Below are 23735 nucleotides of genomic sequence, written 5' to 3'. Positions count from 1 at the left end.
ATAGACAAGTTAAAAAAGAGAAACACAGGAGGATGAGTATGTTCCTCAAACGATTAGATACCGTAGGATTTAAGTCATTTGCTGAACGCATTTCAGTAGAATTTGTTTCAGGAGTGACCTCAGTAGTAGGCCCTAATGGCAGTGGGAAAAGTAATATTACTGATGCCATCAGATGGGTTTTAGGGGAACAGTCCGCTCGCTCGCTCCGGGGGGCAAAGATGGAAGACATCATTTTTGCCGGCAGTGAGACGAGAAAAGCATTAAATATGGCAGAAGTTACGCTTACGTTAAATAACGAGCAGCAGACTCTACCGCTAGATTATGAAGAAGTCAGCGTAACTAGAAGAGTATATCGTTCAGGAGAAAGTGAATTTTATATTAATAATCAATCTTGCCGGTTAAAAGATATTGTCGACTTGTTTATGGATTCTGGACTGGGAAGGGAAGCCTTTTCTATAATTAGTCAAGGAAAAGTAGAGGAGATTCTTAGTTCAAAAGCAGAAGAACGCCGTTCGATTTTTGAAGAGGCAGCCGGTGTACTTAAATATAAGCAGCGGAAGAAGAAGGCAGAACATAAGTTGTTCGAGACCCAGGAGAATTTAAATCGAGTAGAAGATATTATCCATGAACTGGATACACAATTAGAGCCATTAAAGGAACAAGCGTCCATTGCGAAAGATTATCTTGATAAAAAAGATGAACTTAAAAACATTGAAGTTTCTTTGCTCATTACTCAAATTGAAGATGCCCATCAAAAGTGGGAAGAAATACTAAAGAGCCTAGAATCAGTTAAAAAAGAAGAAGCGGAATTAAAAGAAGCTTTACAAAAAAATGATGCTTCTATTGAGGAGAAGCGGGATCACATCTTAGCTTTAGATGAATCTTTAGAAGACCTTCAAGAAACGCTTCTATCACTGACTAGAGAATTTGAAAATATAGAGGGTAAAAAAGAACTCATGAAAGAACGTCATAAACATTTCTCTGAAAATAAAGCTAAGTTAGAGGAAGAATATGAAGAGCTTTCTGCAGAAGTTCTATCATTAGAAAAATCGGTGTATCAAGAGAAAATGAAACTAGACACATTTAAACAAGAAAAACTGGAAACAAAGAAACAGATTAAGCAAACGACAGAAGCTCTTCATCAAGGAGCGGAAGATACTGAAGCTCAAATTGAAGATTATAAAAGTGATTATATCGACTTATTAAATGCACAGGCAGCAAAACGTAACGAAAAACAATCGTTGGAACGTCAGGTCGAACAAATCGATAGTAAAAAAGGGATACAGCAAGGCAAATTTAAAGAGCTGGATGAAGAGCGGCATCAACTGCACTCAGCCCTTAGTGAAATAAATGAGCAGCTGGAGCAGCAAATCAGCCAGCGTAAGGAAATAGAAGCCACTCTAAAAGATCTACAACAACAATCAAATCAAGATGAGAACTCTTACCAAGAATGGCAGCAAAAATTATATCAAGGTTATCAGTACTTAGAGAAACTTCGCTCTAAGAAAGAAATGCTCGAAGAATTAAAAGAAGATTTTTCTGGCTATTTTCAAGGAGTAAGAGAAATTCTGAAGTCGAGAGAGAGTGCTCAGATAGGAGGTATTGAAGGGGCGGTTTTAGAAGTAATAGATATCCCTTCTCATCTTATTACAGCTATTGAAACTTCTCTAGGTGCCCAAGCTCAGCATGTCATTGTAAAAGATGAACAATCTGGCCGTCATGCCATTCAATGGCTGAAGCAGAATAATAAAGGTCGGGCGACATTTTTACCTTTATCAACTATTCAACCGAGGACTGTGCCGTCCCATGCTGCTTCTAAGCTGTCTTCTCAAAAAGGATATATTGGGGTAGCAGCCGATTTAATTCAGTACAAAGATCATTACTCACCAGCTATTAAGCATCTCTTAGGACACATTGTAATCGCAGAGTCTTTAGAAGATGCCAATGTCATTGCAAACGTGCTGAATCGTAAATTTAGAATCGTTACATTAGACGGTGATGTTGTAAATCCTGGCGGCTCAATGTCTGGAGGGGCTCAAAAGAAATCAAATCAATCATTGTTCACTCGCGAAAAAGAATTACAAGAATTAGTAGAGAAGATTGCCTCGTTTGATGAAAAAGCTAAAGGCGTCGAACAAAAAGTCCAGGCCTTAAAGCATAGCGTACAGAACCATCATCAACAAATGGAGGATCTTCAAACTCAGTTGAATAAAGTAAAAGATGAAGAGTTTGAAAGTCAATCCTATAAGAGAGAATTGAATATTAAGGTACAGCACTTAAATGATCAATTAGCCATTTATGATCAGGATCAGTCTCAATATATAGATGATAAGAAACAAGTAGACGAACGACTATTAGCACTAGATGAAGAGTTAAATGACTTGAATGGAAAGCTAGAAGATATTCAGAAGAAAATTGATCACTTAACGAAGACTAAAGAACGACAAAAAGAAGACGAAGATAAGCTTCGCGAACGTCATCAGGAACTGAAAATGAAACGTGTAGAGCATGATTCAAACGTGACCAACCAACAAGAAAAGACCGATCGTCTGGAAAATGAACTGCTCAAACTTCAAAGTCTTGTAAAGCAGAATCGTCAATCCTATCACCAGCTTATAGAAGTCTCAGAATCAAATGAAACCGAAGAAGAATTAGAAGAAAAAATGAGCATAACGAAGCGAAGAAAAGAAGATACGTCCCAGCTGATTCAAGAGCGTCGACAAGAAAGAAACAATCTTTCTCATTCTGTTCAAGAAGAGGAAAAAGAGTTAAAAGAAAAACAGCGGGTTCATCAAAATTTTGTTCAGGACATTCAGCAAAAAGAGGTCAAAGCCAATCGTCTTGATGTTGAATTAGAGAACATGCTTGAGTACTTACAGAATGAATACGTGACGACTTTTGAGAAAGCTCAGGGTGAATTTCCACGTGTTGATGATATTGAACAAGCTTCCACTCAAGTCAAACTGATCAAGAAAGCAATTGATGAATTAGGTACGGTTAATCTCGGAGCAATAGACGAATATGACCGCATAGTAGAACGTTATGATTTCTTATCTGGTCAACAATCTGACCTTCAAGAAGCGAAGGATACTCTCCATTCCATCATTAGCGAAATGGATCATGAGATGAAACGTCGCTTTGAGGATACATTTACTAAAATTAAAGAAGAATTTGGTGAAGTCTTTAAAGACCTATTCGGTGGCGGTCAAGCGGACTTAAAGCTTACGAATCCTGACGATCTGCTGGAGACAGGGGTTGATATAGTCGCTCAACCACCAGGCAAGAAGCTTCAAAACTTAAGCTTGCTTTCAGGCGGAGAACGTGCTTTAACAGCTATCGCTTTGTTATTTTCAATTTTAAGAGTGCGCCCTGTGCCGTTTTGTGTACTTGATGAAGTCGAGGCTGCTTTGGACGAAGCAAACGTCAACCGTTTCGCAAAGTTCTTAAAGGAATTCAGCCAGCAGACGCAATTTATTGTCATTACGCACCGTAAAGGTACAATGGAAGAATCAGATGTACTCTATGGTGTCACGATGCAAGAGTCTGGTGTGTCTAAACTGGTATCCGTGCGTTTAGAGGAGACAAAAGAATTAATGGAAGCTTAGAAAGGATGAGTCGATGAGTTTTTTTAAGAAGCTTAAAGAAAAATTTATTATTGAACCTGAAAAAGAAGAAGAAAAACATGAAGGTGACTTTGAAAGTTCTAGTGAAGATAAACAGTTAGAGGAAGAGGCTGAATTACAAGATTCTGCACAGCTTGAAGGAGAAACAGAAGCTGTAAATGAACCAGAAGAAGTGCAGGAAGTCGAACACCATGAAAGTACCATTGAGGAACCTGCTCGAGAAAGCGTGGACGAGCAAGCTGGAGACCCTTTTGATGAAGCTTATGATAATTCCTATGATGCGCCGGGGGAAAATGATAAAGATACTTTTCAGGAAGAATCGATTGCTTCAAAATTTAAAAAAGGCTTAGCAAAAACTCGAAATTCATTTACTACGAAAATAAATGATTTAGTTGCAAGATATCGTACGGTGGATGAGGAATTTTTTGAGGAGCTTGAGGAAGTGCTGATCTCTGCAGACGTGGGTGTCAATGCGGTGATGGAAATGATTGAAGAACTTGAAATGGAAGTGAAACGTAGAAATATAAAAGATACGTCCCAGGTTAAAGAAGTCATTTCTGAGAAGTTAGTAGAGCTATACTATGGAGAAGAGACGGAAGGAACCACTGAAGAACTCAGTTTAAACCCGGATGGCTTAACCATTTATCTATTTGTAGGGGTAAATGGTGTAGGGAAAACGACAACGATTGGTAAGTTAGCACACCAACTAAAATCTGATGGAAAAAAAGTAACGCTTGCAGCTGGAGATACTTTCCGGGCAGGTGCTATTGATCAGCTTGACGAGTGGGGGAAACGAGCTGGGGTCAACGTCATTAAGCACAGCGAAGGTAGTGACCCGGCTGCTGTGATTTACGATGGGATTCAGTCCGCTAAATCAAAAGAAAGCGATGTGCTTATTTGTGATACAGCGGGCAGACTGCAGAATAAAGTGAATCTTATGAATGAATTATCCAAAGTTAAACGAGTAATTGAAAGAGAGGTTCCTGGCGCCCCTCATGAAGTTCTTTTAGTCCTTGATGCCACTACAGGCCAAAATGCCATGAGCCAGGCTAAAACCTTCTCTGAAGCTACAGATGTCTCTGGTATTGTACTGACAAAACTGGACGGGACGGCCAAAGGCGGAATCGTGCTTGCTATACGTAATGAATTGCAAATTCCTGTTAAGCTGGTAGGTTTAGGGGAGAAAGTAACAGATTTAGAAACATTTGATGCCAATGCCTTTGTTTATGGACTGTTTGCGGACATGATTGAAGAACAAGAAACAGAGCAAGAAGAGCTTTAAACCTTGACACTAGTAGACAACCTCAGTTAGTATTTGAATGTAAAGGTATTTCACTTAACAAGGAGTGAATGAAGCGTGCTAGAAAAAACAACCCGCATCAATTATTTGTTTGATTTTTATCAATCGTTACTCACTCCTAAACAGCGAAATTACATGGAGCTGTATTATTTAGAAGATTATTCTTTAGGAGAGATCTCGGAGAATTTTAATGTTTCCCGGCAAGCAGTTTATGATAACATTAAACGGACAGAAGCTATGCTTGAAGAATATGAAAATAAACTTCATTTATATGAAAAATTCGATAAGCGGCAGAAGATTTTTCAGCAGATGGAGAAAAAAGCCCAGAATAATAAAGAAATAGAGAAATGGCTTCAGCAATTACAAGAATTAGAATAGGAGGGTTCCTTCGATGGCATTTGAAGGTTTATCCGACCGTTTACAGCAATCGATCCAAAAGATCAAGGGAAAAGGGAAAGTTTCCGAACAAGATGTTAAGGAAATGAGTCGAGAGGTTCGACTAGCCCTTCTAGAAGCGGACGTAAACTTTAAAGTAGTAAAAGATTTCGTAAAAAGGATTCGTGAGCGGGCCGTTGGCGAAGAAGTAATGGGAAGTTTAACCCCGGGTCAGCAAGTCATCAAAATTGTAAAGGATGAACTGACAGAGCTTATGGGCGGGAATGAAAGTAAAATTGCCGTAGCTCAGCGTCCTCCTACGGTTATTATGATGGTAGGTTTACAAGGTGCGGGTAAGACAACTACGACAGGGAAGCTTGCCAACCTTTTACGTAAAAACTATAACCGTAAACCACTTTTGGCAGCTGCTGACGTCTATCGTCCTGCAGCCATCCAACAGCTGGAGACGCTTGGTCGTCAGCTGGATTTACCGGTTCACGCACAAGGTACGGAGGCAGACCCTGTAGATATAGCCAAACACGCCGTAGAAAAAGCAAAAGAAGAGCACCATGACTATGTCATCATTGATACCGCAGGTCGACTGCATATAGACGGGGAGTTAATGGGAGAACTTCAACGCATCAAAGAAGCTGTAGTTCCTGATGAGGTCTTTCTTGTCGTAGATGCTATGACCGGTCAAGACGCTGTAAACGTGGCGGAAAGCTTTGATGAACAGCTTGATGTTACAGGGGTGCTTTTAACGAAGCTTGACGGTGACACGCGAGGCGGTGCAGCTCTTTCTATAAAAGCTGTTACCGGTAAACCGATTAAATTTGCGGGTATGGGCGAGAAGCTTGATCAGCTGGAACCATTCCATCCTGAGCGAATGGCTTCACGAATTCTTGGCATGGGTGACATGCTGACACTGATTGAAAAAGCTCAAACGCAAGTCGATGAGAAGCAAGCTAAGGATCTTGAGTCGAAGATGCGTAACGCATCCTTCACGTTTGAAGATTTTCTTGAACAAATGGCCCAAGTTAAAAACATGGGACCATTAGACGAATTAATCAATATGATTCCCGGCGCCAATAAAATGAAGGGACTTCAAAACGCTTCATTTGACGATAAGCAGATTGTCCATGTGGAAGCTATTATCCAGTCGATGACTAAAGCTGAAAGACAAGACCCTTCTCTCATGAATGCCAGCCGCAAGAGACGAATCGCTAAAGGTTCGGGGCGATCCGTTTCAGAGGTAAACCGTTTATTGAAACAGTTTGAAGATATGAAGAAAATGATGAAGCAGATGAGCAATACAAAAGGGAAAAAAGGCAAAGGAATGAATTTTCCTTTTATGTAATGTAAAAACCCTTTACACACTTTAAAACATCTGCTAAAATCTAAACTTGTGTGAAACAATTAATAAAAGAAAGATTAATGGAGGTAGTTAAATATGGCAGTAAAAATTCGCCTTAAACGTATGGGATCTAAGCGTAACCCATTTTACCGTGTAGTAGTTGCTGATTCACGTTCTCCTCGTGATGGACGTTTTATTGAACAAATTGGAACGTACAACCCTGTAGCTAACCCAGTACATGTTGACATTGATGCTGATAAAGCTATGGATTGGATGTCAAATGGTGCACAGCCAAGTGACACAGTTCGTAACTTGTTCTCTAACGAAGGAATCATGAAGCAGTTCCACGATAAAAAAAACAATAAGTAAAGAAGCGTGATATCATGAAAGCCTTGATCGAGACGATCGTTACACCGCTTGTTGATCATCCAGAAGAGATCGAAGTAAACGTTAAGGAAGAAAATAATAAAGTTGTTTATCACTTAACAGTTCACAAAGAAGATGTTGGTAAGGTGATTGGAAAGAACGGTCGAATTGCCAAAGCGATTCGGACGGTGGTTTATGCGGCAGGCTCAGATGCTAGTAAGCGAATCTATTTAGATATCATGTAAGAAAAGGGAGAGGGAAAACCTTTCCCTTTTTTTTAACATTAAATTATATACAAGAGGCAGGAATGTCATGCAAATTATCAAACGAGTACCGGTCAAGCAAATCTTAACAGAATCAAGTAGACAAGCATTGAACGATCGTTTTAATAAAAAGTATGATCAATTAGATAATGAATGCCAGCAGCTTCTGTTTGAACAAAGGAAAATGGAAAGAAATAAAGAGTTTAATCAAAACGATATTCGTCAACGCTTTAGTAAAGAGCTTCGTCTGCGTAAAGAAAGAATGAAACGTCTGCAATATCAAATTAAACAATTGGAGACTCTGCCTGATGGTGAGGAATTAAAGGTTGATGAAGTAGAAACTGTGGTAAATATAGAAGAAGGCGATCATTATGAAGAACTTCTAAAAGAGCGCCAAATCGTCATTAAAGATGGAATAGTCATACGAGCGAGGTAGATTTATAAATGAGTGAGCACTATTTTAACGTCGGTCAAATCATAAATACTCATGGAATTAAAGGAGAAGTCAAAGTAAGAAGAATCACAGATTTTGATGAGCGTTTTGAACCAGGTCAGCTGTTGTATTGGGTGAATGAAGGTAATTCGATGGAAGAGCTTGTAGTCAAAAGTCATCGGATCCATAAAGGTTTTGATTTAATCAGCTTTGAAAACCACACTTCTATTAACGATGTTGAGCGGCTGCGGGATGGTTACTTAAAAGTTTCTTCTGACGCTCACGAAGAATTAGAGGATCATGAATTTTATTTCCATGAAATTATTGGCTCAGCGGTTTATCTTACTTCCGGAGAAAAAATAGGGAGTGTCCAAGAGATTTTGACACCTGGAGCAAATGATGTATGGGTGGTAAAACGTGAAGGGGAAAAGGACGCTTTGATTCCTTACATTGAAGAAGTGGTTAAAGAAGTCCATCCTGAAAAAAAAGAAATCATCATTGATCCAATAGAAGGGCTGCTAGACTAATGCATATCGATATATTAACTCTTTTTCCAGAAATGTTTCATGGTGTGATGGAGCAATCGATTATGAAAAGGGCTGCAGATAAAGGTGCGGTTTCTTACCAGACGGTTAATTTTAGGGAATACACGGAAAACAAGCATCAAAAAGTGGATGATTATCCTTATGGCGGAGGAGCTGGGCTGGTACTAACCCCCCAGCCAATTTTCGATGCTGTCGAAGCAACAAAGGAAAAGCGGGAAACACAGCCTAGAGTGATTCTCATGTGCCCCCAGGGTGAGCCTTATTCTCAGCAAAAAGCTGAAGAACTTTCCAAAGAGAATCACCTTATCTTTCTATGTGGACATTATGAAGGATATGATGAAAGGGTAAGACAAGAACTTGTAACTGATGAAATTTCGATTGGAGATTACGTATTAACTGGAGGAGAACTAGGAGCCATGGTAGTGATTGATTCCGTCGTTCGTTTACTGCCAGATGTGTTAGGAAATGAGCGATCTGCACCAGAGGACTCTTTTTCCAATGGATTATTGGAGCACCCGCATTACACACGACCAAGGGAGTTTAGAGGACATGAAGTACCTGAGGTTCTGCTTTCAGGCAATCACGCAAAGATTGAGGAATGGAGACATTACGAATCGTTAAAGCGAACCTATCTCAGAAGGCCTGATCTCCTAAAAGATCGTGAATTGACAAATCAGGAAAAAGCGTGGATTGAGCAGTGGAAATAAAGGATATTCTATTGCGAAATATAGAATTCTATGGTATATTATCAGTTGTGCTTAAACGTTCGGTTTAAGCGGAAAACGATGTTCCGCTTTCTCATAGAAGATAAGAGCATTAGTTAAGAAGGAGTGAAGACAAATGCAACAACTAATTCATGACATTACGAAGGAACAGCTTCGTACAGACCACCCAACCTTCCGCCCAGGTGATACTGTTAAAGTACACGTGAAGGTTGTCGAGGGTAACCGTGAACGTATTCAGGTATTCGAAGGTGTTGTAATTAAGCGCCAAAACGGTGGAATTAGCGAAACATTTACAGTACGTAAGATTTCTTACGGCGTAGGTGTAGAGCGTACATTCCCACTACACTCACCACGTATTGCTAAAATTGAGCGTGCTCGTCGTGGTAAAGTACGTCAAGCTAAGCTGTACTACTTGCGTAACCTGCGTGGTAAAGCTGCTCGTATTAAAGAAATTATCTAATCTAGCGAAAAGGAGCTTGCATCGTCAAGCTCCTTTTTTCTAAATTTAAAAGGAAGTAAGTTCGGTTTGAAGAACGCATTTCTAGTGTCTACCAAGCCGCTTCCGCATTTCTATTGTCCAGCTGCGGTGACCAGGCCCTCGAGACATAAGCATCCCCGCTATGTGAAGAAAGACCGCTTCACTGCGCTGTTCTACTTATGCTGTACGGGCCTGAGCGGGTCACCTCCGCATTTCTATTGTCCAGCTGCAGCGGCTAGACACTCGCGACATAAGCCATTCTTCTACGTGAAGGAAGGACACTTCACTGCGAAGTCTGGCTTATGCGTGTCGTGTCTACCAAGCCGCTTCCGCATTTCTTGAAAAGGAATGATTTTATGAAGAAACAATGGTTTGAATGGATAAAAGCTTTTGCTATTGCTGCGATTTTAGCTATTATTATTCGCGTTTTTTTATTTGCTCCAGTTATTGTGGAAGGGCCATCGATGTCACCGAATTTACATAATGGGGATCATTTAATAGTAAGTAAAATAAATTATTCACTTGGGGAACCTGACCGGTTTGATATCGCAGTTTTTCACGCCACCGATGAGCAAGACTATATAAAACGTGTAATTGGATTACCAGGAGAAGAAGTAGCTATGCAAGGAGACGAACTATATATTAATGGTGAAGTTGTAGACGAGCCTTACTTAGAGGATCAGAAACAATCCTTGTCTTCAGGTGAGCAGCTAACTGAGAATTTTACCATTGAAGAACTTCCAGGAGGGCATGAAACTGTGCCTGAAGGAACAGTTCTTGTTCTTGGAGATAATCGAGATAATTCAACAGACAGCCGTTCAATTGGAATGGTACCTTACGAACAGTTAGTAGGAGAGAGTTTATTTTCCTACTGGCCATTTAATCGTATAGGTCTGGTAGACTGAGGAGGGTAATAATGACGATCCAGTGGTATCCCGGTCATATGGCTAAAGCTAAACGACAAGCAGAAGAGAAATTAAAGCTGGTGGATTTTGTTATCGAACTAGTAGATGCAAGAGCTCCGTTTTCTTCTGAAAACCCAGTGCTGCACCAACTGCTGCAGAATAAGCCGAAAATGGTCGTTTTAATGAAAAGAGATTTAGCTGATCCTGCTATAACGGATCAGTGGCTCCATCATTATAAAAAGCAGAATGTTTCAGCTTTAGCTATCGAGGCGAACAATAAGAAAGATATTCAAAAAGTTATTCAGTATGGCAAAGATTTAGGCAGCGAAAAAATGGAGAAGTTAAAAGCCAAAGGGGTACGTCCTCGCCCGCTTAGAGCTATGATCTTAGGGATTCCAAACGTAGGCAAATCGACATTAATTAATCGTCTGGCTAATAAAAAAACGGCAGATACAGGGGATCGGCCTGGGGTAACTAAAAAGCAGCAATGGATTAAAGTAAAAAAAGATTTTGAACTGCTAGACACCCCCGGAATATTATGGCCGAAGTTCGAGGAAGAAGAAATCGGTTATCGTCTGGCTTCGATTGGAACCATAAAAGACACCATATTACCAAAAGAAGACGTAGCAGCTTATATTCTCGATTATGTAAGTACGCACTATCCGGACTTGCTGGAGCAGCGGTATGGCTTTCAATCGTTTGATGATATTATGGAAGCTTTTGAACAGATAGGCCGTATGCGTGGTTGTTTGGAGAGTGGCGGCGTCGTTAATTTTGATAAAACATCTGACGTTATTTTGCAGGATTTACGCTCAGGAAAGTTAGGTTTAATTAGTTTTGAACAGCCTGAATGATGAGTACAAAACGCAATGAGAAGCTAATTCTCTAATTGCGTTTTTCTTGTTTACAATGCGGTAAAGCAGCCGATATAAAGAGTAATGGAGTGAGAATGATGAAGATGACAATAAAAGAAGTTAAACATCGATTTCATTCTGGTGAAATAACCGAAGCAGAAGTGGAAGCGTTTCGTCTTGATGAAAGAAAAGGTGTTAAACATATAGTAGCGCAGTATGACCGGAAAGCAGAAGAGAAAACAAAGCTTAAGAAACGTTTCAATGAGATGCTCTCCTTTGAAAATCATTATAAAGAAAAAGGGAAAGGGGACATTGCAGGCATTGATGAAGCGGGACGAGGGCCTTTAGCCGGGCCGGTTGTTGCAGGAGCCGTCATTTTACCTGATGGTTTTTATTTAGAAGGGCTTTACGATTCAAAGCAATTATCTGTACATAAACGAGAAGAATATTATGAATATATTCAAGAAAAAGCAGATGTAGGTATAGGCATGGTGACGAATGAAGAAATAGATCACCTTAACATATACAGGGCCACTAAGCTTGCTATGCAAAGAGCTGTTGAGCAGCTTAGCAAAAAACCAGATCAATTGTTAATCGATGCAATGAAGGTAGAGTCGATAACTTGTGAGCAGGAATCCATTGTTAAAGGGGATCAAAGAAGTGTATCTATCGCTGCTGCCAGTATTATGGCTAAGGTTTCGAGAGATCGCTTTATGAAGGAACTCTCTTGGGAGTACCCCTATTATGATTTCGATTTGAATCAAGGCTATGGAACGAAAAACCATTTAGATGCTTTAAGGAAGTACGGAGTTACTCCTCACCATCGAAAAAGCTTTGCGCCGGTGAAAGAACATATATTTGTATAAGAGGTGTAGTCGTTATGAGCTCTACAATTGCAGCTTTATTTCAATCTTTGCATCAAAAAGCTAAAAAGGAGGGAGCTCCTCTTCTTAAAGAAGGGCAGTATATATCGGCAAAGGTCATTGATATTCTTCCTAAAAACCAGGCGGTGGTTCAACTTGGAAGTCGAACGATAAAAGCTCAGCTTGAAACCTCCCTGACGAATGGGGAAAGATACTTGCTTCAAGTAAACCAATTAAGCGAACCTCCACTACTTAACGTAATGTCCTCTAAGCCCGCTCATTCAAATGAGGTCTTGCTGCAACTGTTAAAAACCATAGATCAAAAACCTAGTAAAGTAAATATAGCGTTCCTTCAAAAGATTACTAAAGATGGGGTGCCTTTTACGAAACAAGCGCTTGCTTCTGCATTATCGATTTTGAAAAAAGAAGAAGCTGCACCAATAAACCAAAAAGTACTTCAGCAAATGCTTAAAAACCAGTACCCAATAAAAGAAAGTGTGTTTGCCGCTTTAAAGGCGAGGGAGTCGGTTACACTTTCTCGTGCTTTTACTAACCTGGCAGAGGAAAAAAACAATAACCAACGCCTCACCAGGCTGGCATCCATATTAGCAGGAAATCAAAGTTCCCTGTCATTGAAACAAGCAGTGACCAGCCAGGTCATTAGTGACCTTTCCCATGGCAGTGAAACTAGTTTTTCATTATTAAAGCAAGCCAATTTTTTACCTCAAGATCTTACATATGAGAAATTTAAACAACAAGCGGTAAGCTGGATGAGCCATTCTCTGACCTCTCCTCTATCGATGAAAGAAGCGGCTGATCTCTTACACCATGTGGAGAAGCATAAGGCTTCCTTTCCTTACTTGTCGAATGGAACACTATTAAAAGATAAGTTATCTGCGTTGATTAAGGAGCAGATGCCTCTTTCAACGAAAGAGCTTCATGCATTATCCGAATGGGTGAATCAATCGTATGCTCTCTTAGGGCCGGGTGGAGAGCCTAATGAAGCGATGCTTAACCATACTCATCGGTTGTTAGAGAACCGTGCTGTCTTTACGAAGCTGCAAGTGGCTGCGGGTGAAAACTTGAAACCGTTCGTTAAAAAAGTTGAACAATTTGACACATCTGCAGGCTTGGACCATAAGCCCTCTGACCAAATAATTCATAAGCTGCAAACCCTGCTTTACCGGCAAGTTGCTGACATCCATAAGCCGCAGTTGATAGAATGGGCACTAAAGGGAGGGCTTATAGGTGCTGAAGTAAGCAAAGAGGCATTCTTATTAAAAATGAAGGCGATGGTGCACCTTTCAGGAGTTCAGGATGAAGCGTCTCGGCTTAGGGATAAAGACCAAACACCACCTAGTTTAAAATCTTTAATTGTACAAGGCCTACAAGACAATGGAACCGCTAAAAGTGAGAATATGAGAACTGCGCTGCATCTGCTTAATGGTATTCAGTTGGCTGCCCAACAAGAATCGGCTCAGATGCTTAATTTGTCAATGCAGCTACCAGGCGAGCTGATGGGGATGAACGAGGATGCGTTTGTCCATTTTGAAAGTAAGAAAAATAGAAAGGGAGAGATTGACCCGGACTCTTGTCGTATCATGTTTTATCTTCAATTAGAACAGTTGAGCGAAACAGTGATTGACTTAATGATTGTGGAGCGCAGAGTTAATGTGACGATATATAATGACCATGATGCGGTTTCATCAGCTATTGGGAAACATAAAAAAGTGATGAAAACAGGAATCGAGCAACTAGGCTACCAGTTGACTTCAATTAATTTAAAACAAGGAGCAGCAAATAAACAAGCGCACTCTTCTTATAAAATAGATCAATCAGGAGTGGATATAAAAATATGAATCAAAAAAGAAAACAAGCTGTAGCCCTGGGATATAAGACTGAGCAGCAATCAGCTCCTCACGTTTTAGCTAAAGGGAAAGGTTACGTGGCTGATAACATTTTAGAAAAAGCGAAAGAAGAGGGAATTCCTATTCAAGAAGACAGCACGTTAGTGGAACTTTTATCACAGTTGAACATCCATGAACAGATTCCAGAGGAACTTTATCACGTAGTCGCGGAAGTTTTTGCATTTATTTATCGAACAGATCAAGAGATCCAGCATAAGTGAAATTTTTATTTACATAATATATTGGAAGTAAACATATTGAATTTTTCGACAGAAAAACAGGTTAGTGTGGACAATTGATGACCTTTTTTTATACAATGATAATGCAGTGAAATTTGATGGGAGGATGAAACATGAATATTCATGAGTATCAAGGTAAACAAATTATGAGCGATTTTGGCGTTCCAGTGCCAAAAGGCCATGTGGCATATTCAGTTGATGAAGCTGTTGAAGCAGCTAAGAAGCTAGATAGCAGTGTCACTGTAGTAAAAGCACAAATCCATGCAGGCGGTCGTGGAAAAGCCGGTGGAGTTAAGATTGCAAAAAATCTTGACGAAGTGCGTACATACGCTGATGAAATACTGGGGAAAACGCTTGTAACCCATCAGACCGGTTCCGAAGGTAAAGAAGTAAAGCGCTTACTAATCGAAGAAGGGTGCGACATTAAGAGCGAATATTATGTCGGTTTAGTATTAGACCGCGCGACTAGTAAGGTAACGATGATGGCATCTGAAGAGGGCGGAACTGAAATTGAAGAAGTAGCAGAAAAGACGCCTGAGAAGATCTTTAAGGAAGTTATAGATCCTGTAACAGGTTTAACGCCTTTTCAGGCACGCCGTTTAGCATTTAACATTAACATTCCGAAAGAAGCACTCGGTAAAGCGGTTAAATTTATGCTTGGACTTTATGACGTTTTCGTGCAAAAGGATTGTTCCATTGCTGAAATTAACCCGCTTGTTACTACGGGAGACGGAGATGTCCTTGCATTGGACTCTAAGTTGAACTTCGATGATAATGCACTGTATCGCCAAAAAGACATAGCTGATCTACGAGATCTGGATGAGGAAGATCCAAAAGAAATTGAAGCATCTAAGTTTGACTTAAGCTACATTGCACTTGATGGAAACATCGGCTGCATGGTTAATGGGGCAGGTCTAGCTATGGCTACTATGGATACGATTAAGCACTATAAAGGAGATCCTGCCAACTTCTTAGATGTTGGAGGCGGAGCAACTACGGAAAAAGTAACAGAAGCGTTCAAAATTATTTTATCAGATGATAATGTTAAAGGAATCTTCGTCAATATTTTTGGCGGAATTATGAAGTGTGACATTATTGCTGAAGGTGTTGTTGAAGCAACGAAACAAATTGGACTAACACTTCCTCTTGTAGTAAGACTAGAGGGGACAAACGTAGAAGCTGGTAAGAAAATTCTTGATGAATCTGGACTAAATATTACTTCAGCAGATTCCATGGCAAACGGTGCACAAAAAATCGTAGAACTAGTGAAGTAGAAAGGCGGGGAATGGAATGAGTGTATATATTAATAAGGACACAAAAGTAATTGTACAAGGGATTACTGGTTCAACAGCCCTTTTTCATACGAAACAGATGGTCGAATATGGAACGCAAATTGTTGGTGGGGTAACCCCCGGTAAAGGTGGAACAGAAGTAGAGGGTATACCAGTGTTTAATACTGTATCCGAAGCTGTCGAGAAGACTGGGGCTACAGCTTCTGTTATTTATGTGCCTGCGCCATTTGCTGCAGATGCTATTATGGAGGCAACAGATGCAGAGTTGGATCTTGCGATATGTATAACTGAGCATATTCCAGTGCTTGATATGGTAAAAGTGAAGCGTTACATGGAAGGCAAGAAAACACGTCTGGTCGGTCCTAACTGCCCGGGTGTCATCACACCTGATGAGTGTAAAATTGGAATTATGCCTGGTTATATCCATAAGAAAGGTCATGTAGGAGTTGTATCTCGTTCAGGTACATTAACTTATGAGGCCGTTCACCAGCTGTCTGAAGCAGGGCTTGGACAGTCTACAGCTGTTGGTATAGGCGGAGACCCTGTAAACGGTACAGACTTTATTGACGTCCTTAAAGCACTTAATGAGGATGATGACACGAAAGCGGTTATCATGATCGGAGAAATTGGCGGTACAGCTGAAGAAGAAGCAGCTGAGTGGGTAAAAGCCAATATGGATAAACCTGTAGTAGGGTTTATCGGCGGTCGTACAGCACCTCCAGGAAAACGTATGGGCCATGCTGGTGCGATCATCTCCGGAGGTAAAGGGACGGCAGATGAAAAGATCCGCGTTATGAATGAATGTGGAATTGAAGTAGCGGAAACGCCTTCTGTCATGGGCGAAACACTCATTGATGTTTTAAAGAAAGAAAACCTCTTTGAGACTTGTAAAACTCATTTATAAAATAGAAAACCGTGCCTCTCCCAGGCACGGTTTTCACTATAATTAAATACTTGTAGAAGTGAGGCTTGTAGATGACTGTATTAAAAGAAAATCTAATTGCTCTTCATGAATGCCCCCAAGTCACCCGTTCTTTATTGAGAAAAATCTTGAGCGTGAATGATCTGCTTCCATCTCTACGACAAATCACCCCTGAACAATTTGCAGAAGCCCTTAAAATTCCTATTTCAAGATCCTCTAAAATTTATCAATTTATAACGAATCCCTATATAATGAAGAAACTCGACAAAAATAGAACAAATTATCATTACATCACGTATTATGACAAGCAATACCCTCCTTCATTACGTACGATCCCCGACCCTCCTCTAATGTTATATGCACGAGGAAATATCCAACATCTTCATACCCCCTTAAACCTTAGTGTGGTAGGTACGAGGACCCCTTCTCATTATGCTTTTTCCGCAATGAATAAGATTCTCCCTCCTCTAGTTCAAGCGAATTTTACAATTGTCAGCGGCATGGCTAAGGGTATCGATCAGCATGCACATAAAATCGCGCTGGGGCACAATGGAAAGACAATAGCAGTTATAGGATCGGGGTTTCACCACTTGTACCCCAAAAATCATCAGCAATTATTCGACAATTTAGCGAAAAATCACATCATTATTAGTGAATATCCTCCTGATCAGCCTCCAAAAAAGTACCATTTTCCCGAAAGAAACAGAATTATTTCAGGTCTTTCAGAAGCAACACTCGTCATTGAAGCTAGAGTGAGAAGCGGCTCACTTATTACTGTAGATCAGGCGTTGGAGCAAGGGCGTGATATATATGCTGTACCTGGTCCTGTAGGAGCGTCAACAAGCGAAGGGTGTCACCATATTATTCAGCAGGGAGCCAGGCTTGTACAGAGCTATGAGGATATATTAGAAGGATACTGTGAGAAAAATTAAAAAATTAATTAAAACAGTTTTTAAGAGGGATAAAGCCTGCAATGGAAAGAATAAAATAATGAGGTAAGTTTGACAAACGGTTTCATTCTATTTAATAATAGGGAAGATTTGTGATATATATAATAAAACAGAAAAACCTCTATGGGAGGAAACTACATGGCAGATTATCTTGTAATCGTTGAATCTCCAGCTAAAGCAAAGACGATTGAACGATACCTTGGAAAGAAATACAAAGTAAAAGCATCATTAGGACACATAAGAGACTTACCTAGAAGTCAAATGGGTGTTGATGTTAAAAATGAATTTGAACCTAAATACATTACAATAAGAGGAAAAGGACCAGTATTAAAAGAATTAAAAACAGCAGCTAAAAAAGCAAAACGTGTGTATCTTGCTGCCGACCCCGACCGCGAAGGGGAAGCAATCGCGTGGCACTTAGCTCATAGTTTAGATATTGATCAAAAATCAGAATGCCGGGTCGTATTTAACGAAATAACTAAAGATGCGATTAAAGATTCCTTTAAACAGCCCCGGACCATTGATTCTGACTTAGTAGATGCTCAGCAGGCGAGACGTGTACTTGATCGTCTGGTTGGTTATAACATAAGTCCGATTCTATGGAAAAAAGTGAAAAAAGGACTAAGTGCAGGACGTGTGCAGTCGGTTGCTGTAAAAATCATAATTGATCGTGAAAATGAAATTAAAAAATTCGAACCAGAAGAATATTGGACGATCGATGCAGATTTCTTAAAAGATAAAGAAAAATTTGAAGGCTCTTTCTATGGAGTAGATGGGAAGAAAAAAGAACTTAATACAGAAGAAGATGTCAAAGAAATACAGAACAAAATGAATGGCGATCAGTTTTCGATTGAAAAAGTAAATAAGAGAGAAAGAAGAAGAAACCCTTCTCAGCCATTTACGACCTCTTCTTTACAGCAGGAAGCTGCTCGAAAGCTTAACTTTCGAGCGAAGAAAACGATGATGGTAGCTCAACAGTTGTATGAAGGTATTGACCTGAAAGGAAAACAAGGAATTACAGGTTTAATCACATATATGCGTACGGATTCCACGAGGCTGTCAAATTCAGCTAAAGAAGATGCAAAATCTTATATCGAAAACAATTTCGGCAAAGAATATTTAACGAAAAGCAGTAGTGAGAAGAAGCAAGGTGGAGCTCAAGATGCTCACGAAGCCATCCGTCCAACAGGAGCCAGCAGAGACCCTAAAGCGATGAAGAGCTTATTATCTAGAGATCAATACCGCCTGTATAAACTCATATGGGATAGATTTATTGCTAGTCAAATGGCTCCAGCGGTATTAGATACAATGACGGTTCATCTCTATAATGAAGGTGTCGAGTTTAGAGCAACTGGTTCAGAAGTGAAGTTTAAAGGATTTATGAAGGTTTATATTGAAGGCCGCGACGATAATAAAAAAGAAAAGGACAAACTGCTGCCACGCCTTGAAGAAGGGATGACCGTAAAGGCAGAAGCTATTAAACCTAATCAACACTTTACGCAGCCGCCTCCACGATATACAGAAGCGCGTCTCGTACGCACACTGGAGGAACTGGGGATCGGCCGACCTTCAACCTATGCACCTACACTGGATACAATTCAGCGAAGAGGTTATGTGGCACTGGATAATAAACGATTTGTGCCTACTGAACTTGGTGAGATTGTCCTGGAGCAATTAAAAGAATATTTTCCTGAAATCATTGATGTGGATTTCACAAAAGGAATGGAAGATGACCTTGATTCAATTGAAGAAGGAAAGCAGGATTGGGTAACTACAATCTCTCAATTTTATCAAGGTTTTCAACCTAGACTTGAAAAAGCTGAAAAAGAGATGGAACACGTAGAGATTAAAGATGAACCCGCAGGCATAGATTGCGAAAAATGCGGCCACGAAATGGTATATAAGATGGGGCGGTATGGAAAATTCCTCGCTTGCTCCAACTTTCCAGACTGCCGCAATACCAAACCTATTCTTAAGAAAATAGATGTGACTTGTCCTAAGTGTAAAGAAGGCGAAGTAGTCGAACGGAAGAGTAAGAAAAACCGCAAGTTTTTCGGGTGTGATCAATATCCTGAATGTGATTTTATTTCATGGGATAAACCGATCTCACGTCCTTGTCCGAAATGTGAATCGCTACTCGTTGAGAAGAAAGCCAAAAAAGGCACCCAAATCCAATGTACCGAATGTGATTATAAAGAAGAACAGCAATCTTAGCTGGAAGAAACCTGCGCTGCATATGCCGCAGGTTTTCTTATTGACTCGTGCTATGAAAATATTTGACACCGTCCTTATGGAAAGCTATAATTACGGTTTGGTAAGGATATATACTTGACAGTAATTATTTGTAATCGTTTATTTTTTACTTCAATAGCCGTATAATAATAGAAGTGAGTCATGAACAATTCAGAATGTTATTACAATTTCATTAAATGAATTGTTATTTTAGTGAATAGTGTGATAAAATTTAGACGCTTTGTGAGGTGAAATATGAACGAAATCGAACGTCAAAAAAATTTATTCGTTGAATATTTACAAATTGAGAAGAACGCTTCTTCTTTAACGATTACAAACTATAAGGAAGACCTGCGAGACTTTAAAGATTTTTTAAAAGCTGAATCCGTGGAATCGTTAAAGCAAGTCGATTATTCTGTCATCAGGGTCTATTTATCACAACTTCACAATAAGCAGCTTTCAAGGAGGAGCATTTCACGAAAACTATCCTGCTTACGAAGCTTTTACCGTTTTTTAGAAAGAGAAAAATTAGTAGAACAAAACCCTTTTCTTAATGTGCGGATGCCTAAAAGTGAACATCCAATTCCGCAATTTTTTTATGAAGAGGAAATTAAATACTTATTTGAGGTAAGCGATGTGACGACCCCATTAGGGCAGCGTAATCAAGCCTTGATTGAGCTGTTATATGGAACAGGTATGCGTGTGAGTGAGTGCGAGCAGTTAGAGCTAGGGGATATTGATTTTTCTTTATCCACTCTTCTCGTTAGAGGAAAGGGGCGAAAAGAGAGATATGTCCCTTTCGGCCAGTTTGCCTTTGACGCTTTAACAACATACTTACAAGAAGGGCGTCCCAAACTTCAGAGTGAAAAATCAGAAGGAACTTCCCGTGTCTTTCTTAATGCTCGAGGAGGGCCGTTAACAGCCAGAGGCATTCGAACGATTTTGAATAAAATGGTAGAGGACGCAGCTTTAACAGTAGATATCCATCCCCATAAGCTTAGACATACATTTGCAACTCATCTGCTTAATGAAGGTGCAGACTTGCGCTCTGTACAGGAGTTACTGGGGCACGAACATTTATCTTCTACACAAATCTACACGCACGTTACGAAGGATCGACTCCGTCATGTATATATGAATAGTCATCCTCGCGCTAATAAATGAAGAGGTGATGGAATGGATCGTCAATTTCATGCAACAACAATATTCGCTGTCCAGCATAAAGGCAAAGCTGCGATGAGTGGAGACGGTCAAGTGACTCTTGGCAATCAAGTGGTCATGAAGCATAAAGCCGTTAAAGTACGAAAATTATTTAATGATGAAGTATTGGCTGGATTTGCGGGCTCTGTAGCCGATGCATTTACACTCTTTGAAAAATTCGAAGCCAAACTGGAAGCATATGATGGAAACTTAGCGAGAGCTTCGGTAGAACTGGCAAAAGAATGGCGCAGTGATACTGTTCTACGTAAGCTTGAAGCAATGTTAATTGTCATGAATAAGGATAAAATGTTTTTAGTGTCAGGCACTGGAGAAGTTATAGAACCTGACGATGGAATTTTAGCTATTGGTTCAGGAGGAAACTATGCTCTTAGTGCAGGCCGCGCATTAAAAAGATATTCATCTGAACAGTCAGCTGAAGATATCGCTCGTGCTTCCTTGGAAATAGCTGGAGAAATTTGCGTGTTTACGAATAATCATATTACGTTAGAGGTTTTGGAATAGGAGGTCTGCACCGTGTCCATTAAATTAACACCTAAACAAATTGTTGAGCGATTGGATCAATATATCATAGGCCAGACAGATGCGAAACGATCAGTAGCAGTAGCCCTGCGAAATCGATACCGTCGCATGCAGCTGACCGATGATTTAAAGCATGAAGTCGTTCCTAAAAACATTTTAATGATGGGTCCTACTGGTGTCGGTAAGACAGAGGTTGCCAGAAGACTGGCTAAACTTGTAGGTGCGCCTTTTGTTAAGGTAGAAGCTACTAAATTTACAGAAGTAGGGTACGTAGGTCGTGATGTTGAATCAATGGTTCGCGACCTGGTGGAAATGGCAGTGCGTATGGTAAAAGAAGAAAAGATGGAAGCTGTAAAAGACCGTGCGGAAGAGCAAGCCAACAAGCGGCTAGTGAAATTATTGGTGCCCTCAAAGAAAAAGCAGAACAACACAATGAAAAACCCTTTTGAAATGCTTTTCCAACAAGGTGACCAAGAGACTACCTCGTCGTCAGATCAATCGAATGAAGATGCAGAAGTTGAAACGAAGCGAAGCCGCATTCAACACCAATTGGATCTTGGAGAGCTTGAAGACCATATGGTGACGGTAGAAGTCGAAGAATCGCAATCTTCTATGTTTGATATGCTCCAGGGCTCGGGAATGGAACAGATGGGCATGAATATGCAGGATGCTTTCAGTCAATTTATGCCGAAGAAAAAGAAGAAAAGAAAACTTACCGTAGCTAAAGCGAGAAAAGTGTTAACTCAAGAAGAAGCTCAAAAGTTAGTAGATATGGATGAGGTAGGCCAAGAAGCGGTAGAAAAGGTAGAGCAGTCGGGAATGATCTTTATTGATGAAATTGATAAAGTGGCTGCAAAGGGAGAAAACCAGGCAAATGTTTCCAGGGAGGGCGTACAGCGAGATATCCTTCCAATTATTGAAGGGTCAACGATTGTCACTAAATATGGACCAGTCTCAACCGATCATATTTTGTTCATCGCAGCCGGAGCCTTTCATATGGCAAAACCTTCAGATTTGATTCCGGAACTTCAAGGCCGCTTCCCGATCCGGGTGGAATTGCAGAAGTTAACAGTAGAAGATTTCCGAAATATTTTAGTAGAGCCTTCCAATGCGTTATTAAAACAATATAAGGCACTTCTTGAAACAGAAGGTATAAAGGTTGAATTTTCTGACGATGCTATAACTAGACTGGCTGAAATAGCTTACGAGGTAAACCAGGAGACAGATAACATTGGAGCTCGCCGTCTGCATACAATCTTAGAAAAATTACTGGAAGACTTATCCTTTGAAGCACCTGATGTCACTCTTGAAATGATTGAAATAACCCCTCAATATGTAGAGAGCAAACTATCTACAATTGTTAAAAATAAAGACTTAAGCAGATTTATACTTTAAGATTTGTAAGGAGGAAGAACAATGGAATTATTAAACCGTGCAAGAAGAATTAACGCAATGCTGCAGAAAACAACAGGGAAATCGGTGGACTTTAATGATATGTCTGCTACTTTAAGAGATGTCATTGGGGCTAATACATTTGTATTAAGCCGTAGAGGTAAGTTGCTGGGTTTTGCAATTAAGCAGGAAATTGAAAACGAAAGAATGAAGGCTATGCTTTCAGAGAGACGTTTCCCCCAGGAATACACTCAAAATTTATTTAATATTCAAGAGACAACTCCGAATCTTGATATCGATAGTGAGTACACGGCTTTTCCTGTAGAGAACAGAGAGCTGTTTGAAGAGGGTTTAACAACCATTGTCCCTATAATCGGCGGAGGCCAGCGATTAGGCACATTAATCCTCAGCCGTTTAAATGAAAGCTTTAACGAAGATGATCTTCTTTTAGCTGAGTACGGTGCGACAGTTGTAGGTATGGAAATACTACATGAAAAAACAGAAGAAATTGAGCAGGAAGCTCGTAATAAAGCAGTAGTTCAAATGGCGATTAGTTCATTGTCTTATAGTGAATTAGAAGCGATTGAACATATATTTGAAGAGCTGGAAGGAAACGAAGGACTTCTTGTTGCCAGTAAGATTGCAGATAGAGTAGGTATCACGCGTTCTGTAATTGTAAATGCTCTTCGTAAATTAGAAAGTGCAGGAGTTATAGAATCACGTTCTCTGGGAATGAAAGGTACGTATATTAAAGTATTAAACAGTAATTTTCTTGTAGAATTGCAAAAGTTACGCGCCAATTAATAATAGACTGTGACAACTGGATAAAGCAAAAAAATAATCCGAACTGATTCTCTTAGAGAATCAGTTCGGATTATTTAGGTTTTAAAAAACTATTAAACATTTGGCTATACCTCTGGCAATGTTTCATATTCCTCCCAAAGCAAAGGGAGCTTTTCTGAAGGATATTCAGCGCA

23 protein-coding genes are annotated in these 23735 nt (G+C 40.0%); all 23 read left to right on the top strand.

The window, feature by feature from the left end; translation table 11 throughout:
- Positions 1-38 precede the first annotated feature (38 nt).
- The 23 genes from smc to codY all read left to right on the top strand — a co-directional run bounded on the left by smc (position 39) and on the right by codY (position 23562).
- Complete coding sequence (gene smc, locus ACGTNH_RS11430; RefSeq protein WP_394586947.1) at positions 39-3605, top strand: chromosome segregation protein SMC; 3567 nt, start codon at positions 39-41, stop codon at positions 3603-3605.
- Between the two features lie 13 nt (positions 3606-3618).
- Positions 3619-4905 (top strand): signal recognition particle-docking protein FtsY, encoded by a 1287-nt coding sequence (ftsY, locus tag ACGTNH_RS11425; protein ID WP_394586946.1) that lies wholly within the window; start codon positions 3619-3621, stop codon positions 4903-4905.
- A gap of 75 nt (positions 4906-4980) precedes the next feature.
- Positions 4981-5301, top strand: a complete 321-nt coding sequence (locus tag ACGTNH_RS11420; RefSeq protein WP_394586945.1) for a putative DNA-binding protein — start codon at positions 4981-4983, stop codon at positions 5299-5301.
- Between the two features lie 13 nt (positions 5302-5314).
- Entirely contained in the window at positions 5315-6655 is a 1341-nt protein-coding gene (gene ffh / locus ACGTNH_RS11415; RefSeq protein WP_394586943.1) for a signal recognition particle protein, read from the top strand.
- A 93-nt stretch (positions 6656-6748) separates the two neighbouring features.
- Entirely contained in the window at positions 6749-7021 is a 273-nt protein-coding gene (rpsP, locus tag ACGTNH_RS11410) for a 30S ribosomal protein S16 (protein WP_188376100.1), read from the top strand.
- A 14-nt stretch (positions 7022-7035) separates the two neighbouring features.
- Positions 7036-7263 (top strand): KH domain-containing protein, encoded by a 228-nt coding sequence (locus ACGTNH_RS11405; protein WP_188376099.1) that lies wholly within the window; start codon positions 7036-7038, stop codon positions 7261-7263.
- 67 nt (positions 7264-7330) lie between these two features.
- On the top strand, positions 7331-7717 hold the full coding sequence (locus ACGTNH_RS11400; RefSeq protein ID WP_394586941.1) for a YlqD family protein: 387 nt from the start codon (positions 7331-7333) through the stop codon (positions 7715-7717).
- 8 nt (positions 7718-7725) lie between these two features.
- The gene (rimM, locus tag ACGTNH_RS11395) at positions 7726-8241 is read left to right on the top strand and encodes a ribosome maturation factor RimM (protein WP_394586940.1); all 516 of its coding nucleotides are present in this window, start codon (positions 7726-7728) and stop codon (positions 8239-8241) included.
- On the top strand, positions 8241-8966 hold the full coding sequence (gene trmD / locus ACGTNH_RS11390; protein ID WP_394586939.1) for a tRNA (guanosine(37)-N1)-methyltransferase TrmD: 726 nt from the start codon (positions 8241-8243) through the stop codon (positions 8964-8966). The genes rimM and trmD overlap by 1 nt, the downstream gene beginning before the upstream one ends.
- Positions 8967-9099: 133 nt before the next feature.
- Positions 9100-9444, top strand: a complete 345-nt coding sequence (gene rplS, locus ACGTNH_RS11385) for a 50S ribosomal protein L19 (protein ID WP_188376095.1) — start codon at positions 9100-9102, stop codon at positions 9442-9444.
- A gap of 374 nt (positions 9445-9818) precedes the next feature.
- The gene (gene lepB, locus ACGTNH_RS11380; protein ID WP_394586938.1) at positions 9819-10367 is read left to right on the top strand and encodes a signal peptidase I; all 549 of its coding nucleotides are present in this window, start codon (positions 9819-9821) and stop codon (positions 10365-10367) included.
- Positions 10368-10378: 11 nt separating this feature from the next.
- Positions 10379-11221 (top strand): ribosome biogenesis GTPase YlqF, encoded by an 843-nt coding sequence (gene ylqF / locus ACGTNH_RS11375; RefSeq protein ID WP_394586937.1) that lies wholly within the window; start codon positions 10379-10381, stop codon positions 11219-11221.
- A 98-nt stretch (positions 11222-11319) separates the two neighbouring features.
- A complete protein-coding gene (gene rnhB / locus ACGTNH_RS11370; RefSeq protein WP_394586935.1) occupies positions 11320-12087 on the top strand; it encodes a ribonuclease HII in 768 nt (255 codons plus the stop codon).
- A 14-nt stretch (positions 12088-12101) separates the two neighbouring features.
- A complete protein-coding gene (locus ACGTNH_RS11365) occupies positions 12102-13943 on the top strand; it encodes a TP0910 N-terminal domain-containing protein (protein ID WP_394586933.1) in 1842 nt (613 codons plus the stop codon).
- Positions 13940-14212 (top strand): EscU/YscU/HrcU family type III secretion system export apparatus switch protein, encoded by a 273-nt coding sequence (locus ACGTNH_RS11360; protein ID WP_394586931.1) that lies wholly within the window; start codon positions 13940-13942, stop codon positions 14210-14212. Before ACGTNH_RS11365 ends, ACGTNH_RS11360 begins: the two co-directional genes overlap by 4 nt.
- Positions 14213-14343: 131 nt before the next feature.
- Entirely contained in the window at positions 14344-15504 is a 1161-nt protein-coding gene (gene sucC, locus ACGTNH_RS11355; protein ID WP_394586929.1) for an ADP-forming succinate--CoA ligase subunit beta, read from the top strand.
- A 16-nt stretch (positions 15505-15520) separates the two neighbouring features.
- Positions 15521-16426 (top strand): succinate--CoA ligase subunit alpha, encoded by a 906-nt coding sequence (gene sucD, locus ACGTNH_RS11350; RefSeq protein WP_394586927.1) that lies wholly within the window; start codon positions 15521-15523, stop codon positions 16424-16426.
- Between the two features lie 71 nt (positions 16427-16497).
- Positions 16498-17376, top strand: a complete 879-nt coding sequence (gene dprA, locus ACGTNH_RS11345; RefSeq protein WP_394586925.1) for a DNA-processing protein DprA — start codon at positions 16498-16500, stop codon at positions 17374-17376.
- 156 nt (positions 17377-17532) lie between these two features.
- The gene (topA, locus tag ACGTNH_RS11340) at positions 17533-19608 is read left to right on the top strand and encodes a type I DNA topoisomerase (protein WP_394586923.1); all 2076 of its coding nucleotides are present in this window, start codon (positions 17533-17535) and stop codon (positions 19606-19608) included.
- Positions 19609-19881: 273 nt separating this feature from the next.
- Positions 19882-20790 carry a tyrosine recombinase XerC gene (xerC, locus tag ACGTNH_RS11335; protein ID WP_394586922.1) on the top strand — a complete coding sequence of 303 codons (909 nt, stop codon included), beginning with the start codon at positions 19882-19884 and terminating at the stop codon, positions 20788-20790.
- Between the two features lie 12 nt (positions 20791-20802).
- Positions 20803-21348: an ATP-dependent protease subunit HslV gene (gene hslV / locus ACGTNH_RS11330; RefSeq protein ID WP_394586921.1), complete on the top strand. Its 546-nt coding sequence runs from the start codon at positions 20803-20805 to the stop codon at positions 21346-21348.
- 12 nt (positions 21349-21360) lie between these two features.
- Complete coding sequence (gene hslU / locus ACGTNH_RS11325) at positions 21361-22761, top strand: ATP-dependent protease ATPase subunit HslU (protein ID WP_394586919.1); 1401 nt, start codon at positions 21361-21363, stop codon at positions 22759-22761.
- 21 nt (positions 22762-22782) lie between these two features.
- Positions 22783-23562 (top strand): GTP-sensing pleiotropic transcriptional regulator CodY, encoded by a 780-nt coding sequence (gene codY / locus ACGTNH_RS11320; protein ID WP_394586918.1) that lies wholly within the window; start codon positions 22783-22785, stop codon positions 23560-23562.
- The last annotated feature ends 173 nt before the right edge of the window (positions 23563-23735 follow it).

The sequence above is a fragment of the Halobacillus sp. B23F22_1 genome, from assembly GCF_043497005.1.
Taxonomy (GTDB): domain Bacteria; phylum Bacillota; class Bacilli; order Bacillales; family Halobacillaceae; genus Halobacillus_A.
The sequence above is the reverse complement of the archived record's forward strand: the minus strand, read 5'-3'. Positions and strand labels throughout refer to the sequence as shown.

Excerpts from the sequence above, each read along its gene's own strand:
- trmD (WP_394586939.1), top strand. The coding sequence starts at position 8,241 with ATGCATATCGATATATTAACTCTTTTTCCAGAAATGTTTCATGGTGTG.
- ACGTNH_RS11365 (WP_394586933.1), top strand. The coding sequence starts at position 12,102 with ATGAGCTCTACAATTGCAGCTTTATTTCAATCTTTGCATCAAAAAGCT.
- ACGTNH_RS11400 (WP_394586941.1), top strand. The coding sequence starts at position 7,331 with ATGCAAATTATCAAACGAGTACCGGTCAAGCAAATCTTAACAGAATCA.
- rnhB (WP_394586935.1), top strand. The coding sequence starts at position 11,320 with ATGAAGATGACAATAAAAGAAGTTAAACATCGATTTCATTCTGGTGAA.
- topA (WP_394586923.1), top strand. The coding sequence starts at position 17,533 with ATGGCAGATTATCTTGTAATCGTTGAATCTCCAGCTAAAGCAAAGACG.
- hslV (WP_394586921.1), top strand. The coding sequence starts at position 20,803 with ATGGATCGTCAATTTCATGCAACAACAATATTCGCTGTCCAGCATAAA.
- rplS (WP_188376095.1), top strand. The coding sequence starts at position 9,100 with ATGCAACAACTAATTCATGACATTACGAAGGAACAGCTTCGTACAGAC.
- ylqF (WP_394586937.1), top strand. The coding sequence starts at position 10,379 with ATGACGATCCAGTGGTATCCCGGTCATATGGCTAAAGCTAAACGACAA.
- ACGTNH_RS11405 (WP_188376099.1), top strand. The coding sequence starts at position 7,036 with ATGAAAGCCTTGATCGAGACGATCGTTACACCGCTTGTTGATCATCCA.
- ftsY (WP_394586946.1), top strand. The coding sequence starts at position 3,619 with ATGAGTTTTTTTAAGAAGCTTAAAGAAAAATTTATTATTGAACCTGAA.
- ACGTNH_RS11360 (WP_394586931.1), top strand. The coding sequence starts at position 13,940 with ATGAATCAAAAAAGAAAACAAGCTGTAGCCCTGGGATATAAGACTGAG.
- rimM (WP_394586940.1), top strand. The coding sequence starts at position 7,726 with ATGAGTGAGCACTATTTTAACGTCGGTCAAATCATAAATACTCATGGA.
- sucC (WP_394586929.1), top strand. The coding sequence starts at position 14,344 with ATGAATATTCATGAGTATCAAGGTAAACAAATTATGAGCGATTTTGGC.
- xerC (WP_394586922.1), top strand. The coding sequence starts at position 19,882 with ATGAACGAAATCGAACGTCAAAAAAATTTATTCGTTGAATATTTACAA.
- sucD (WP_394586927.1), top strand. The coding sequence starts at position 15,521 with ATGAGTGTATATATTAATAAGGACACAAAAGTAATTGTACAAGGGATT.
- lepB (WP_394586938.1), top strand. The coding sequence starts at position 9,819 with ATGAAGAAACAATGGTTTGAATGGATAAAAGCTTTTGCTATTGCTGCG.
- dprA (WP_394586925.1), top strand. The coding sequence starts at position 16,498 with ATGACTGTATTAAAAGAAAATCTAATTGCTCTTCATGAATGCCCCCAA.
- ffh (WP_394586943.1), top strand. The coding sequence starts at position 5,315 with ATGGCATTTGAAGGTTTATCCGACCGTTTACAGCAATCGATCCAAAAG.
- smc (WP_394586947.1), top strand. The coding sequence starts at position 39 with ATGTTCCTCAAACGATTAGATACCGTAGGATTTAAGTCATTTGCTGAA.
- rpsP (WP_188376100.1), top strand. The coding sequence starts at position 6,749 with ATGGCAGTAAAAATTCGCCTTAAACGTATGGGATCTAAGCGTAACCCA.
- codY (WP_394586918.1), top strand. The coding sequence starts at position 22,783 with ATGGAATTATTAAACCGTGCAAGAAGAATTAACGCAATGCTGCAGAAA.